Annotated in this window: 15 protein-coding genes; 3 read left to right on the top strand and 12 right to left on the bottom strand. The window is 72.2% G+C overall.

Features of this window, described 5'->3' with window-relative positions:
* Positions 1 to 14 precede the first annotated feature (14 nt).
* Positions 15 to 989: a lysylphosphatidylglycerol synthase transmembrane domain-containing protein gene (locus ACZ66S_RS11540; protein ID WP_469901287.1), complete on the bottom strand. Its 975-nt coding sequence runs from the start codon at positions 987 to 989 to the stop codon at positions 15 to 17.
* Between the two features lie 150 nt (positions 990 to 1,139).
* Here ACZ66S_RS11540 and ACZ66S_RS11545 point away from each other — a divergent pair, with 150 nt between their 5' ends.
* Complete coding sequence (locus tag ACZ66S_RS11545; protein ID WP_469901728.1) at positions 1,140 to 3,041, top strand: ABC transporter ATP-binding protein; 1,902 nt, start codon at positions 1,140 to 1,142, stop codon at positions 3,039 to 3,041.
* 26 nt (positions 3,042 to 3,067) lie between these two features.
* Here the strand turns inward: ACZ66S_RS11545 and ACZ66S_RS11550 are convergent, their stop codons facing one another.
* The 11 genes from ACZ66S_RS11550 to ACZ66S_RS11600 form a co-directional block, all read right to left on the bottom strand.
* Positions 3,068 to 4,288 carry a PP2C family protein-serine/threonine phosphatase gene (locus tag ACZ66S_RS11550; RefSeq protein ID WP_469901288.1) on the bottom strand — a complete coding sequence of 407 codons (1,221 nt, stop codon included), beginning with the start codon at positions 4,286 to 4,288 and terminating at the stop codon, positions 3,068 to 3,070.
* Positions 4,289 to 4,417: 129 nt separating this feature from the next.
* Positions 4,418 to 4,987, bottom strand: a complete 570-nt coding sequence (locus ACZ66S_RS11555; RefSeq protein WP_469901289.1) for a hemerythrin domain-containing protein — start codon at positions 4,985 to 4,987, stop codon at positions 4,418 to 4,420.
* Position 4,988: 1 nt separating this feature from the next.
* Positions 4,989 to 6,191, bottom strand: coding sequence for a hypothetical protein (locus tag ACZ66S_RS11560; RefSeq protein ID WP_469901290.1), 1,203 nt, complete (start codon positions 6,189 to 6,191; stop codon positions 4,989 to 4,991).
* Between the two features lie 185 nt (positions 6,192 to 6,376).
* Positions 6,377 to 6,949, bottom strand: coding sequence for a hypothetical protein (locus tag ACZ66S_RS11565; protein ID WP_469901291.1), 573 nt, complete (start codon positions 6,947 to 6,949; stop codon positions 6,377 to 6,379).
* The gene (locus tag ACZ66S_RS11570; RefSeq protein ID WP_469901292.1) at positions 6,946 to 7,839 is read right to left on the bottom strand and encodes a cytochrome c oxidase assembly protein; all 894 of its coding nucleotides are present in this window, start codon (positions 7,837 to 7,839) and stop codon (positions 6,946 to 6,948) included. The genes ACZ66S_RS11565 and ACZ66S_RS11570 overlap by 4 nt, the downstream gene beginning before the upstream one ends.
* Positions 7,836 to 8,330, bottom strand: coding sequence for a DUF2243 domain-containing protein (locus tag ACZ66S_RS11575; RefSeq protein WP_469901729.1), 495 nt, complete (start codon positions 8,328 to 8,330; stop codon positions 7,836 to 7,838). The genes ACZ66S_RS11570 and ACZ66S_RS11575 overlap by 4 nt, the downstream gene beginning before the upstream one ends.
* A gap of 32 nt (positions 8,331 to 8,362) precedes the next feature.
* Complete coding sequence (gene ctaD / locus ACZ66S_RS11580; protein ID WP_469901293.1) at positions 8,363 to 10,066, bottom strand: aa3-type cytochrome oxidase subunit I; 1,704 nt, start codon at positions 10,064 to 10,066, stop codon at positions 8,363 to 8,365.
* Between the two features lie 109 nt (positions 10,067 to 10,175).
* Positions 10,176 to 10,349 carry a hypothetical protein gene (locus tag ACZ66S_RS11585; RefSeq protein ID WP_469901294.1) on the bottom strand — a complete coding sequence of 58 codons (174 nt, stop codon included), beginning with the start codon at positions 10,347 to 10,349 and terminating at the stop codon, positions 10,176 to 10,178.
* 49 nt (positions 10,350 to 10,398) lie between these two features.
* The gene (locus tag ACZ66S_RS11590) at positions 10,399 to 10,779 is read right to left on the bottom strand and encodes a hypothetical protein (protein ID WP_469901295.1); all 381 of its coding nucleotides are present in this window, start codon (positions 10,777 to 10,779) and stop codon (positions 10,399 to 10,401) included.
* Positions 10,780 to 10,827: 48 nt separating this feature from the next.
* A complete protein-coding gene (locus tag ACZ66S_RS11595) occupies positions 10,828 to 11,439 on the bottom strand; it encodes a hypothetical protein (protein ID WP_469901296.1) in 612 nt (203 codons plus the stop codon).
* Positions 11,436 to 12,146 carry a YqjF family protein gene (locus tag ACZ66S_RS11600; RefSeq protein WP_469901297.1) on the bottom strand — a complete coding sequence of 237 codons (711 nt, stop codon included), beginning with the start codon at positions 12,144 to 12,146 and terminating at the stop codon, positions 11,436 to 11,438. The genes ACZ66S_RS11595 and ACZ66S_RS11600 overlap by 4 nt, the downstream gene beginning before the upstream one ends.
* Positions 12,147 to 12,321: 175 nt before the next feature.
* Between ACZ66S_RS11600 and panD the strand changes: the two genes are divergently transcribed.
* Both panD and ACZ66S_RS11610 read left to right on the top strand, forming a co-directional pair.
* Positions 12,322 to 12,741: an aspartate 1-decarboxylase gene (gene panD, locus ACZ66S_RS11605; protein ID WP_469901298.1), complete on the top strand. Its 420-nt coding sequence runs from the start codon at positions 12,322 to 12,324 to the stop codon at positions 12,739 to 12,741.
* Positions 12,742 to 12,777: 36 nt separating this feature from the next.
* Positions 12,778 to 13,128 carry a GNAT family N-acetyltransferase gene (locus tag ACZ66S_RS11610; protein ID WP_469901299.1) on the top strand — a complete coding sequence of 117 codons (351 nt, stop codon included), beginning with the start codon at positions 12,778 to 12,780 and terminating at the stop codon, positions 13,126 to 13,128.
* Positions 13,129 to 13,400 lie beyond the last annotated feature (272 nt).

The raw sequence follows: 13,400 nt of genomic DNA on the forward strand, positions 1-13,400 counted from the left end.
GGCACGAGCGCCGGTCAGATCACCTTCAGCCGCACCAGCGCACCCAGCGTCAGCGCGCCCGGCACGAGCGGCACCCAGACCGTGATGATCCGGTAGGCGAGCACCACCGCCGTGGCCACGGCCGCCGGGCCGCCCGCCGCCACCAGCGCCACCACCAGGGCCGCCTCCACCGAACCCACCCCGCCCGGCGTGGGCACCAGCGCCACCGCGCAGGTCGCCGCCAGGTAGGCGAGGGCCATGTGCGCGGGCGGCACCGACAACCCCATCGCCTGCCCCACCGCGGCGAGACCGGCCGCCTGGAGGGCCGGGAAGGTCAGCGCACCGCCCCACAGGGCGAGCGCCCGGGACGGCCGGGCGTGCACCGAGCGGGCCTCGCCCAGCGCGGTCCGCAGGAAGGAGCCCACCGCCGTGCGCACCCGGCGGACCCCGGTGAGGACGCCCACGGCCGCCACCAGCAGCACGCCCAGGCCCAGCAGCAGCGGACCGGCCGCCGTGTCGGGCAGCAGGGCGCCGAGCCGCAGCGCGTCCGGGAAGGCGACGAGGAGCGCGGTCAGCAGGGCGAGCCGGCCGACCGACTCCGCGAGCAGGTACAGGGCGAGCGCGGCCGAGGAACGGGCGAGCGGAACCCCGCACACGGTCATGAACCGCAGATTGACCGCGCTCGCGCCGAGGCCCGTCGGCAGCAGGTGGTTGGCCGCGCCCGCCGCGAACTGCGTGGCCAGCAGCCGCCGCCGGGGCAACCGCTCCACCACGGCGCCCTGCCGGGTGAAGGAGGCGGCCACCCACGTCAGACAGGTGGTGCCGACCGCGGCGGCGAGCCACGGCCACTCGGCGTGCCGCAGATGACCGAAGCCCTCGGCGAGCACCGAACGGTGCCGCACCGCCACGACGGTGACGAGCAGGAGCGGCAGCAGGCACAGGATCTGGCGGAGACGGCGGACGGGGAGGCGCTGGAAGGCGCGTCCCTGGGGGAGTTCTACCGTGGTCACACCGGAAGAGGCTTTCCCCGCCGCGCCAACAGCGGGTTGCGGGACCAGGGCCGGGGGCTTACGTACCGTCATCGAGTCCTTCGGTCGTGCGATCGAGGTTCGGGCGTTGACCTCGACAACGCTTGAGGTTCTAAGTTCTCTCCCATGAGCATGGAGACCACAGCCTGGACACAGCTTCACAGTGTCATGAACGCCGAGCAGGAGCGCCGCCCGTTCGCCCGCGCGACGCTGCGCCGCATCGGCGCGTTCGCCCGCCCGCACCGTACCCGTATCGCCCGCTTCGTCGTGCTCGGTGTGGCGACCGCGCTGCTCGCCGTGGCCACGCCGGTGCTGGCCGGCAACGTCGTGGACGCGATCGTGTCGGGCGACGACGAGGGCAAGGTCGTCCGTCTGGCCCTGCTCATCGCCCTCATCGCGGTGGCCGAGGCCGCGCTCGGCATCCTCGCCCGCAGGCTGTCGGCCACGCTCGGGGAGGGACTCATCCTCGATCTGCGCACGGCTGTGTTCGATCATGTGCAGCGCATGCCGGTCGCGTTCTTCACACGCACTCGTACGGGAGCGCTCGTCTCCCGTCTCAACAACGACGTCATCGGTGCCCAGCGCGCCTTCAGCAACACCCTGTCGGGCGTGGTCAGCAACCTGGTCACCCTGCTGCTGACCCTCGTGGTGATGCTCACCCTGTCCTGGCAGATCACCCTGCTCGCGCTCGCGCTGCTCCCGGTGTTCGTGATCCCGGCCCGCCGCATGGGCAGCCGGATGGCCCGCATGCAGCGCGAGGCGGCCGCCCTCAACGCGGCCATGGGCACCAGGATGACCGAGCGCTTCTCCGCTCCCGGCGCCACCCTCGTCAAGCTCTTCGGGCGCCCGGAACAGGAGTCCGTGGAGTTCGCGGCCCGCGCCCGCCAGGTCGCCGACATCGGCGTGCGCACGGCCACCGCCCAGTCGGTGTTCATCACCGCCCTGACCCTGGTCTCCGCGCTGGCCCTCGCCCTGGTCTACGGCCTCGGCGGCTGGTTCGCCCTGCGCGGCAGCCTGGAACCCGGCGCCGTGGTCTCCCTGGCCCTGCTCCTGACCCGGATGTACGCCCCGCTCACCGCCCTCGCCGGCGCCCGCGTGGAGGTGATGAGCGCGCTGGTCAGCTTCGAGCGGGTCTTCGAGGTGCTGGACCTGAAGCCGCTGATCGCGGAGAAACCGGACGCCCGCGAGGTCCCCGAGGGGCCGGTCGCCGTCGAGTTCGCCGACGTCCGCTTCGGCTACCCGTCCGCCGACAAGGTCTCCCTCGCCTCCCTGGAGGAGGTCGCCTCCCTCGACACCCGCGGCGGCGCCGAGGTCCTGCACGGCGTGTCCTTCCGCGCCGACCCCGGCCGGACCGTCGCCCTCGTCGGCTCCTCCGGCGCCGGCAAGTCGACCGTCGCGCAACTGCTGCCGCGGCTCTACGACGTCGACGCGGGCGCCGTCCGCATCGGCGGCGTCGACGTCCGCGACCTCACCGCGGACTCCCTGCGGGCCACCCTCGGCATGGTCACCCAGGACGGCCACCTCTTCCACGACAGCGTCCGCGCGAACCTGCTGCTGGCCCGCCCCGAGGCGACCGAGGACGAGTTGTGGGACGCCCTGCGCCGCGCCCGCCTCGACGCCCTCGTGCGGTCCCTGCCCGACGGCCTGGACACCGTGGTCGGCGAACGCGGCTACCGGCTCTCCGGCGGGGAACGCCAGCGCATGACCATCGCCCGGCTGCTGCTGGCCCGCCAACGGGTCGTCATCCTCGACGAGGCCACCGCCCACCTGGACAACACCTCGGAGGCCGCCGTCCAGGAGGCGCTCACCGAGGCGCTGGAGGGCCGGACGGCGATCGTGATCGCCCACCGCCTGTCCACCGTTCGCTCGGCCGACCTGATCCTGGTGGTCGAGGACGGACGGATCGTGGAGCGGGGCACGCACGAGGAACTGCTCGTCCTCGACGGCCGGTACGCCGAGCTCTACCGCACCCAGTTCACCTCACAGGACGGCGGGACGCCGGAGATCGCGGGGGCCGGTGGGGCCATGGCCTAGGGGTACGGCCGCGGCGGGCACCCCGGTCACGGCGTGAGCCGGTCCTGGTGGCCCGCCCGCCACTCGGTCAGCAGGACGGTGGCGTCGTCCTCCAGCCTGCCGCTGTGGTGGTCGAGGACCGCGTGCATCAGCCGGCGCAGCGTCTCGTGCAGCGTCTGCCGGCCGGAGTGCTGGCGGACGATGAAGTCGGTGAACCGCTCCCGGCCGAAGCGCCGCCCCGCGGAGTCGCGGGCGTCGACGATCCCGTCGGTGTACAGCAGCAGCCGGTCACCCGGCTCCAACTGGTGACGGCCGACGACGATCGGCAGCCCCAGGCCCGCGCCCATCGGCCCGGCCGGCGGGCAGGCCGCCTCCAGGGTCCAGCGGTTGTCGCGGACGACGAGCGGCAGCGGGTGGCCGCGGTTGACCCAGGTCAGCAGGCCCGTGTCGAGATCGAGTTCGGCGAGGACGCCGGTGACGTAGCGGCTGGTCCCGAAGTGCGCCACGAGCACGTCCTCGACGGCCCGGCTCGTCTCCGCCAGCGAGGCCCCCTGACGGCGGGCGTTGCGGCAGGCGGCGACCGCCACGTTGGCGGTGATGCCCGCGGTGGTGTCATGACCCATGGCGTCGAGCACGGACAGGTGCAGGGTGGTGCCGCTGACGGCGTAGTCGAAGGCGTCACCGCCCATCTCGTAGGCGGGCTCGCTCGCGGCACCGACGGTCACCTCGTGGCCGGCGAAGGCGGGCGGCGGCATCAGCTTCCACTGCATCTCCGCCGCCACGTTCATGGGTTCCGTGCGCACCAGCCGGGCGAAGGAGTCACTGAAGGACCTCTTGCTGAGCAGGATCAGGGCGACGAGGGAGGCGAGGTCGCGCAGGTCCTGTCGGACGGCCCGGTCGTCGCCGTCCTCGGTGTCGGCCCGGAGCACCCCGATGCGCTCGACGCCGTCCGTCACCGGCACCCACCACCGCCGCCGTGACCAGGAGTCGCGCGGGGTCTCGGAGACCAGCGTCACCCGCTGGTAGGCCCGCCCGGGCAGGGTGCCGTCGACACGGAACGCCTCTCCGCCCGCCGCCGCGTCGAGACCGCGGCCGGTGATCCGCCGCAACAGGGTCTCGCGGATGTCGACGGCGTAGACGGCCACGTCGTACAGCCCGGCGGCGTCCGCCTGGCCCGCGACGAGAGCGGGCAGTTCCTCCAGCGTCACCGTGTGCGCGGCCTGCATCAGCCGGCGCAGCATCCGCCCGGTGTCACCGGTGTTCTCCATGCCACCACCCCGGTCGCAGGATCGGACACCCACCGCGTACCCCGGAGGGGGCACCTGACTCCTGAGCCGCGGCCGTCACTGCCGAAGCCACAGCCCAGGATGGTTGTACCGGACCGGCTGGGCGGCCGGTCAGCCGTCCTTGCCCATGGCCTTGCGCACGGCGTCCCGGGTGCGGTCGACCAGGGCGGCGACCGGCCCCAGGGCCATGTTCCTGGCCGCCGACTCGGTCCCCGGGTGCGGGTGGGTGGGGGCCACGGCCTCGGCCGCCTTCAGGGCGGTGGCCATGGCGGACAGACGGGCCTTGTCCGCGTGGCGGCGGATGTGGTTGAACTCGTACCGCTCCTCGGCGCGGGCGTGCTTCATCACGTCCAGGCGCAGCGTCATGAGCTCGCTGAGGAACTTGGGGTCGTCGGTGTCCGTCCCGTCGAGCCGTGACAGGAGCTCCTTCGCCTCCCGCTCCTCGGCCAGCCGCTCGTCCGCCACCTTCGCGCCGTCCGGCACGGAGGTGCGGGTGAAGGGCCGCACGACCTCCTCCTCGGCCGTCTCGTGCACGGCCAGAAGCCGGACCAGGTTCCGGAACGCCGCCCGGCGCTCGTCCCCGGCCGTCCGCTCCACCTCGTCGAAGAGATTGCGGATGTCCCCGTGCTGCCGCATCAGCAGGGCCACGACATCGGCGTCGCTCGCCGCGATCCCGGCCATGTCAGCTCCTCTCCCGGGAGGCGACGTCGGGGTGCTCGCCCTCCGTCTCGATGCGGTACTCGCGGCCGAACATCTCCCGGTGCTGGGCCATCACCCGCTCGCTGGGCGGCTCCTCGCCGCCGTGGATCTGCTCCTGCATCCTCTCGAACCGCTCATGGGCGTCGCGGACATAGCCGGTGCCGAGGGTCGTCAGATCCATCTGGGTGTCCAGCAGCCCGCGCACGAACTGCTTGTTCTCCTCGAAGGTCAGCACGTTCGGCAGCTCCGGGGCGAGGATCTCCTGCGGCTCGCGGCCGTCGTGACGGCGCATCAGGTCGCAGGCGATCCGCAGGTGTTCGAGCTCCATGTTCAGGTGGAGCTCCCACACCGCCTTCACCTTGGGGTCGGGCTCCTGCTCCATGAACGAGTGGTACAGGTAGCACTCGTTGTACTCGTGGGTGACGAGCTGCTCCCACCACGACTCGCCCGGGTCGACCAGGGACTCGTAGTGCGTGACGTGCTCCTCCTCGATGAGCCCGATCTCCTGGTAGAGCTGGCGGGCGATCGGCTCCATGTACTGGGGGCCGACGTTCATGTAGAAGTTCATGGTCTGCTGCTCGGCCGCCGTGATGGTCAGCGCGTGCAGCCGGGAGAGCGGGTTGACCGTCGTACGGTCGTAGGGCTCGCGCACGTTGTCGGCCGGGTGGCGGTGGTGGAACTTGGTCGGCCGTCCCGGCATCACCTCGGTGAGCCCCTCGACGATCGACTCCGCCTTGCGGTGCTCGATCATCTCGTACAGGTTGGCGTACCGGTACAGGTGGTCGAAGTCCTCCAGGACACCGAACTCGTACGCCTGCCTGAGACACGGGTCGGGCTCGTGGCGGGCGATCCAGCCGGTGAGGTCGACCGCGACCTGCTCGTAGGAGATGGTCGTCTCCAGGACCGAGGCGAGGCCGGGCAGCAGCCAGTTGACGACCTTCTGCTGCTGCTGCTCGATGTAACGGACCTCCGCCAGTTGCCGCTTGACGTCCGGGTCGGGACAGTGCCGGGCGAACTGGTGGCTGAAGAGGATCGCCTCGACCTCGATGCCGTTCATCGCGATGATGCGGCACTTGGTGTACGGGTCACCGTGGTCGGGGTCGACGGGTTCCACGTCGAGCTCACGCCAGTTGCGCAACTGGCGGTCCAGGGGGATGCCCTGGTGTTCCAGGGGGTTGAAGCCCATGAGTGTCTCCTAGGACTAGGGCCGGAACTGAGCCGCGCGGGTACCCGGGCCGGTGGGGTGTAACCGGGCGGTGAAGGACGTGGAGAAGCGGAATCGGCCATCTGCGTGAGGCCGGAAGGGCCCGTCGGGGCAGGGGCCTTCGCACCGCCGGTCGCATCCCGTCCGCGACAGCGCGTACCCGCAGGTCACGGCGGCGAACTCGGCTCCGCAGCGGGCGTCGACGCGGATTCCGGACGCATCGCGGGGAACAGCACCTCCGTGGCGGCCCTCGCGTGCAGGGAGTCCAGCGTCTTGATCTGCCGTGCCGCCCTGCGCAGCAGCTCCTCCAGCCGGTCGGCGTCCAGCCGCGCGTCCTGCGCCGACGCGGCGAGCAGCCCGCGCCACAGCGAGGCCTTGCCCTGGGCCCCCAGTCGCAGCGCCTCCAGCTCGATCAGCAGGGCGAGTCCGGAGCGGCGCAGCAGACGGCCGTTGGGCTTCATCCGCCCGGCCTTCTCGCCCAGCCACGCCCCGTACGTCTTGTAGCGCCTGACGGGGACGTCGAGGTCGGCGAGGAGGCGCACCAGGGCCTGCCGGTCCTGGGAGATCTCCTTGCGCAGGCTCTCCAGGCTCTCGCCGTAGGCCGTGCCGTGGTGCTCCCGTGTCATGCGACGGGCGAGTTCGACGCCCGCCGTCGCACCGGCCAGGTGGTCGTTGAGATAGATCACCAGGCGTTTCTGCCGCGTCGGACCGTCGGGCGTGTCCCGTGCCGTCGTGTTCATGGTTGTCCTCCGGGCGCCGGGGTCCTGTGATGAGCTCCGAGTGCCCCGGCCGGGCCGGTCAACCACTCGCTCCCGGAACCCCGGCGCAGGTGTCGGGCCCGGGCCCGCCCGGCGGCGGCGTACCACCCCGCCCCCATCAGCACGGCCAGCCCCGCTTCCACGAGGTCGCCGCCGTAGTACATCCACTGGGCGCCCAGATGCAGGTCGGCGGCGCTGAAGCCGGTACCGGGCGGCGGCCGGGAGTACAGCGTGCGGGCCAGCACGGCGTGCGCGGTCCCGGCGGCCAGTACGGTCGTGCCGCGCAGGGCGACGCCCCGGCGGCGGCGCACGGGATCGAGCCCGCCCACCGCGAAGGTGAACAGCAGTCCCGCTGCCGCCATGTGCACCTGGACCGCGCTGTGCGGCCACGGCCGGTGTGCCGTCGCCGCGAACAGGTCCGTGCGGTACAGCAGCCACAGCCCGCCCACGTCCAGGACGGCGGCCAGGGGAGGAAAGAGCAGCACACCCACCGCACGGGAGTGCGCCACGGCCACCAGGCGCCGCCGTACCGGGCCGGGAGCGAGGGCGCGCAGGGCGAGGGTGAGAGGGCGGGCGGCGACGAACAGCAGCGGGGCCGCCATGCCGACGACCAGGTGCCGCACCACGTGCTGGGTGAACGGCCCGCCCCACGGCTCGCCCCACAGTCCGCCCCACGGCTCGCCCAGTGTCGCCCAGGCCGTGGCCACGCCTCCCGTCACGAACGAGGCGTCCCGCGCCAGGGGCCAGGAGTCCCCGCGTCTTCGCAGCCGGCTCGCCGCCGCCGGATAAGCGACGGTCACCAGCAGCGCGACCCCGGCGACCACCAGCTCGGCCGGTCCCGCCGGGCCCGGGTGCACGTGCGTGGGTGTCATCGCGGCGCTGTGCCGGCACCGTGCCGGCGCGCGGCGTGCACCGCGAGCCCCACGCCGGTGAGCAGCAGGAGCACACCCGCGAGGTTCCACGCCACGTCGTAGGGGGTGACGTCCACGCCGTAGCGGATCTGGTGCAGGCGCAGCAGCTTGTGGTCCACGACGCCGTCGAACAACTGGAAGGCCCCCATGCCGAGGAGGAGGCCCGCCCGGGCGTGGGGTACCGACAGGGACCCGCGGCGGCGCAGATCGGCGTAGAGGAAGAACCCGGCGCACAGGGCGAGGAGTTCGGCGGTGTGCAGGAGGCCGTCCGAGAGCAGGCCCGCACGGCTGGTGGCGCGGTCGTAGAAGTGGTGCCAGCCCAGGATCTGGTGGAAGACGATCTCGTCGACCGCGGCCGTCACCGCCGCTCCGATCAGCGCGCACACGGCCGTCGACCGGCGCGGCTCGACGCGCGGGGCGGGGACGGCGCGCGAGGGGCCAGGGCCCCTCAGGGACTCACGGGCCCCGCCCTCCTCGGGGCCGGTCACCCCTGGTGCCCCTCGGCGTCGATCACGTCACGCCTGCCGGAGTGCCGCTTCTGGTCCGCCTCTGCCGCCTGCGGATGGTGCAGGTCGAAGGCGGGGGACTCGGAGCGGATGCGGGGCAGGCCGGCGAAGTTGTGGCGCGGGGGAGGGCAGGAGGTGGCCCACTCCAGGGAACGGCCGTAGCCCCAGGGGTCGTCCACCTCGATCCGCTCACCCTTCTTCGCGGTCCGCCACACGTTGTAGAGGAACGGCAGGGTGGACAGGCCCAGCAGGAACGCGCCGATGGAGGAGACGGTGTTCAGGGCGGTGAAGCCGTCGGCGGCCAGGTAGTCGGCGTAGCGGCGGGGCATGCCCTCGGCGCCGAGCCAGTGCTGGACCAGGAACGTGGTGTGGAAACCGACGAACAGCGTCCAGAAGTGGATCTTCTCCAGGCGGTGGTCGAGCATCGTGCCGGTCATCTTCGGCCACCAGAAGCTGAATCCGCCGAACATCGCGAAGACGATCGTGCCGAAGAGCACGTAGTGGAAGTGGGCCACCACGAAGTAGCTGTCGGTGACGTGGAAGTCCATCGGGGGCGAGGCGAGGATCACGCCCGTCAGCCCGCCGAAGAGGAACGTGACGAGGAAACCGGCCGCCCACAGCATGGGGGGTTCGAAGGAGAGCGAGCCCTTCCACATCGTGCCGATCCAGTTGAAGAACTTCACGCCCGTCGGCACGGCGATCAGGAAGCTCATGAAGGAGAAGAACGGCAGCAGCACGGCCCCGGTCGCGAACATGTGGTGCGCCCACACCGTCACGGACAGGCCGGTGATGGCGATCGTGGCGCCGATCAGGCCGACGTAACCGAAGATCGGCTTGCGGGAGAACACCGGGATGATCTCGCTGATCACCCCGAAGAAGGGCAGGGCGAGGATGTAGACCTCGGGATGCCCGAAGAACCAGAACAGGTGCTGCCACAGCAGCGGTCCGCCGTACTGGGCGTCGAAGACGTGCGAGCCGAAGTGCCGGTCGGCCTCCAGGGCGAGCAGCGCGGCCGCCAGGACCGGGAAGGCCAGCAGGACCAGCACCGAGGTCAGGAGCACGTTCCAGGTGAAGATCGGCATCCGGAACATGGTCATGCCCGGCGCGCGCATGCAGATGATGGTGGTGATGAAGTTGACCGCGCCGAGGATGGTGCCGAACCCGGCCAGCGCGAGTCCCATGATCCACAGGTCGGCGCCGACGTAACCGCTGCGGATCGGGCCGCTGAGCGGGGTGTAGGCGGTCCATCCGAAGTCCGCGGCGCCCTGCGGGGTGAGGAAGCTGCCGAGGACGATGAGACCGCCGAAGAGGAACAGCCAGTAGGAGAACATGTTCAGCCGCGGGAAGGCGACGTCCGGGGAGCCGATCTGGAGCGGCATGACCGCGTTGGCGAACCCGGCGAACGTCGGCGTCGCGAACAGCAGCAGCATGATCGTGCCGTGCATCGTGAACGCCTGGTTGTACTGCTCGGTGGACAGGAACTGCAGCCCCGGCCGGGCCAGTTCCGCCCTGATCGCCATCGCGAGCACCCCGCCGACCAGGAAGAAGCAGAACGAGGTGATCAGATAGAGGTGGCCGATCTTCTTGTGGTCGGTCGTGGTCAGCCAGGAGACGACCACATGTCCCCGGCTCCGGCGCTCGGCCGCCGGGACAGGAGCGACCGGTTCGGTGTGCGTCGCCATCTGCCCGCCCTAGGGGATGTCGAGGGTGTTCGTGTCGGGCAGCGTGTAACCAGCCTGACGGAAGCCACTCGTCCGACTTTTGGCGACGACCCGCCGGGCCGCTTCTGGCTCAGGTGCCGGCGGAGCCGTTGCCCTCGTCGGTGTCCTCCGTGTCTTCCGTGTCCTCGCCCTCCGCCTGTGAGGGAGTGGTCCGAGGCACGTCACGGCGGCCGGAGGTCTCCCGCTCGTCCTCCGGGGTCTCCTGGCGCTCGCCCTCGGCCTGGGACGGGGTCTGCTCGCTCATGGTCGCCTCACTGTCAGGGGGTTCGGGGTGGATACGTCCTCGCGGTCGTTCAGGTCCGCTGCCCGGGAGCGGCGCGCAGCCAGGCCGCGATCCAGCCGGTCCGCATCGCCGCGCCGAGGGGGTACGTCGGCCGGGTGCTGCCTTTGGGCACGTGGACCAGGTCCACGGCGGGCAGGGTCAAGGTGGTGCCGAGCCCGACGCGGCGGGCCTGAGCCGGGCCCCGGGGTTCGGGGGGCGCGGAGAGCTGGGCGGCGCAGGCGGAGGCCCGCAGTCCGCCCGTCGTCATCCGGAGCCGCACGTCCGTCTTCGGTCCGAGGACCCACGGGGAACAGCGCAGGTGCACCAGCGGCCACAGACCCGCCACGAGGTCGAACAGGCCGTGTGTGACGGCGAGGGTGTCCGCGGGGTCCCGCCTGCTCGTCCTGTGCATGTGCCCGCTCCTTGTCCGGGACGGCCGGGTACCCCTGCCCGGGCGTCCTCACGCGGGGCCCAGGGCCACCGTGGTCGTCACGCGGGTGAGGGAGGGTTTCCGCGGCACGGACCCGAAGCCGAAGCGGACGGGCGGGTCGACGGGGGCCGCCGCACCGAGGTCCCGGCCCTCGAAGACCCCCGACACCGAGTCGACCAGCCGCAGGTCCCGGGCTCCGTACCACTCGTGGCGCCCGGTGCGCGCACTGCCCCGGGTGCGCACCCCCGGCAGCAGGACGCGGGCGGGCAGGGAGGTGAGCGTGCACCAGGCCGGCTGCCGGGCCAGCGCACCGGGCACCGCGCGCAGCAGCAGCCCGAGGACGTGTCGGCGGCCCGTCGTGAAACGCAGGTCGAGCGGCCCGGCCGAGACGCTCCAGGTCCCGTCGCCGACCCGCACGGCGACCGGGACGACCCGCACGGTGTCGAAGACGTAGGTGTCGCTGACGAAGTCCGCCGTCCGCCGGGTGGGGGCGAGCAACAGCCGTTCCCCGTCTGGTCGTTCCAGCATCACGTCGCTGAACGGCCCGAACGGCGACCGCGGCCAGTGCCCGAGCACGATCCGGGTCCCGGAGGCCGTGCCCAGGCCGGCGATCCAGCCGTCGAAGCGCAGGTGCCCGCTCATGCGACCAGCGGCCGCGAGGGCCCCAGCCGGACGTGCCCGCCCCCGGGGGAGCAGTGCACGACAGGCTCGTCGAGCGGGACGGGCAGGCCCGCCGCGGCGGTCAGTGTCTCCTCCAGCACGTCGACGGCCGCACCGGCCGGCGGCCACGGCTCGTGCTCCACGGGTGTTTCGAGGAGGACCCCCAGGCGGCGGGTGTACGCCCGCCGGCGCGAGGTCGGCCACACGTCACGCTCGGTCGGCCGGACGGCCTCGCCGGGCCGCACCGCGAGCCGGTAGGCGACCCGGCCGGCCCCGCGCCGGCCGGTGTACGACACGGTGTCGCCGTGCGGGGTGACGCGCAGGTGTCCCAGGGCGTACGGCGCCCCGACGGCCCGGGCCGCGAGCATCAGCGGGCAGGCCACCTCGATGGACAGGAACCAGATCCCGTCCCGGCCGTCCTCCCGGCGCACGTAGGTCCGCAGGTTGGTCTCCGCGAACGACGGGAGCCCGGGCACGGCGGCGGGCACGCCCGCGGGGCGCACGTCCGCCATCACGAACGGCGTGAGTCCCACCCACGCCACCCCCTCGTACTCGTCCACGACCAGCCCCCGCGGCAGGAGTGCCTGCACCGCCCCGGGCGGGAACGGCCAGTGGACGAACGTCTGCCGCAGCCACCGGGCCCGCAGGGCCGGCACCCGCACCCGCTGTTCGGCTCCGTAGGCCACCACGCGGGCCGGGTCCCCAGCCAGGGTCTGCGAAAACGCCTCCTCAGACCGACCGCGTGCCGTGAGACCGCCCGGGTCGCAAGAACACGCCCTTCGAGTCCGAAGCGGCCCGTTGTACAGTGAGCCACGCCTTTGACCTGCAGCAAGCAGGCAGGGAGCCGTCTTACAGGAGTGCTGAATGCTGCGCACCATGTTCAAGTCCAAGATCCACCGTGCCACCGTCACCCAGGCCGACCTGCACTACGTGGGATCGGTGACCATCGACGCGGAACTCCTCGACGCCGCCGACCTGCTGCCCGGCGAGCTCGTGCACATCGTCGACATCACCAACGGCGCCCGGCTGGAGACGTACGTCATCGAAGGGGAGCGCGGTTCCGGGGTGGTCGGCATCAACGGTGCCGCCGCCCATCTCGTCCACCCCGGCGATCTGGTGATCATCATCAGTTACGCTCAGGTGACCGACGCCGAGGCGCGGGCGCTCGAACCCCGGGTCGTGCACGTGGACCGCGACAACCGCATCCTCGCCCTGGGGGCCGATCCGTCCGAACCGGTGCCGGGTTCGGACCAGGAGCGCAGCCCGCAGTCGGTGCCGGCCTGACCCGACGCCCGACGACCCTGGACCAGGAGCGTGTTCATGAGCGACATCGAGATCCGTGACGACCGAGAAGCCGGGCGTCTCGAAGCCCTCGGCCCCGGGGGCGGCGAAGTCGTCGGCCACATCCAGTACTTCGTCCTCGAAGCACCCGAGCGCGCCCTGGTCCCGGTCCACACCATCGTGGAACCGGCCCACGAGGGCCAGGGCATCGCGGGCTCCCTCGCCCGTGAGCTGTACGGCATCGCGGCCCGCGAGGGCATCCAGGTCGCCCCGCTGTGCCCGTACGTCGTCAAGTGGGCCGAACGCCACCCCGACGAGGCCCCCGCGGTCACGCCGGAGCTCCTGCGAGCGGCCAAGCAGTGGCTGACGGCCCACCCCGAGGGCTTCTGAACGGACGCCGTCCGGATCGCCTCGGCCCGCTCCGACTTCCTGACGGGGCGGGCCTCGTGCTGTCCCACGCGGCCCGCTCGTCACGCACACGGGTGACTGGCGGAAAGTGCCACGGGTACGCGGGGGAGTAGTCCAGAGCCGATGTTGACCTACTGGCTGGAGGACCCGATGACCGATCCGTACCCCGACCCCGTCCCGCCGAGCCCCACGCCCGGCCCCGGGCCGGTTCCCGCACCGGGGCCCGCCCCGGAGCCCCCGTCACCCCCGAACCC

Source organism: Streptomyces sp. NPDC107471 (genome assembly GCF_055582845.1).

What these genes read in the sequence shown, in the direction of transcription:
- ACZ66S_RS11590 (WP_469901295.1), bottom strand. Translation starts at nt 10,779, where the DNA reads ATGCACAGGACGAGCAGGCGGGACCCCGCGGACACCCTCGCCGTCACA.
- panD (WP_469901298.1), top strand. Translation starts at nt 12,322, where the DNA reads ATGCTGCGCACCATGTTCAAGTCCAAGATCCACCGTGCCACCGTCACC.
- ACZ66S_RS11550 (WP_469901288.1), bottom strand. Translation starts at nt 4,288, where the DNA reads ATGGAGAACACCGGTGACACCGGGCGGATGCTGCGCCGGCTGATGCAG.
- ACZ66S_RS11570 (WP_469901292.1), bottom strand. Translation starts at nt 7,839, where the DNA reads ATGACACCCACGCACGTGCACCCGGGCCCGGCGGGACCGGCCGAGCTG.
- ACZ66S_RS11610 (WP_469901299.1), top strand. Translation starts at nt 12,778, where the DNA reads ATGAGCGACATCGAGATCCGTGACGACCGAGAAGCCGGGCGTCTCGAA.
- ACZ66S_RS11595 (WP_469901296.1), bottom strand. Translation starts at nt 11,439, where the DNA reads ATGAGCGGGCACCTGCGCTTCGACGGCTGGATCGCCGGCCTGGGCACG.
- ACZ66S_RS11565 (WP_469901291.1), bottom strand. Translation starts at nt 6,949, where the DNA reads ATGAACACGACGGCACGGGACACGCCCGACGGTCCGACGCGGCAGAAA.
- ACZ66S_RS11585 (WP_469901294.1), bottom strand. Translation starts at nt 10,349, where the DNA reads ATGAGCGAGCAGACCCCGTCCCAGGCCGAGGGCGAGCGCCAGGAGACC.
- ACZ66S_RS11545 (WP_469901728.1), top strand. Translation starts at nt 1,140, where the DNA reads ATGGAGACCACAGCCTGGACACAGCTTCACAGTGTCATGAACGCCGAG.
- ACZ66S_RS11560 (WP_469901290.1), bottom strand. Translation starts at nt 6,191, where the DNA reads ATGGGCTTCAACCCCCTGGAACACCAGGGCATCCCCCTGGACCGCCAG.
- ACZ66S_RS11555 (WP_469901289.1), bottom strand. Translation starts at nt 4,987, where the DNA reads ATGGCCGGGATCGCGGCGAGCGACGCCGATGTCGTGGCCCTGCTGATG.
- ctaD (WP_469901293.1), bottom strand. Translation starts at nt 10,066, where the DNA reads ATGGCGACGCACACCGAACCGGTCGCTCCTGTCCCGGCGGCCGAGCGC.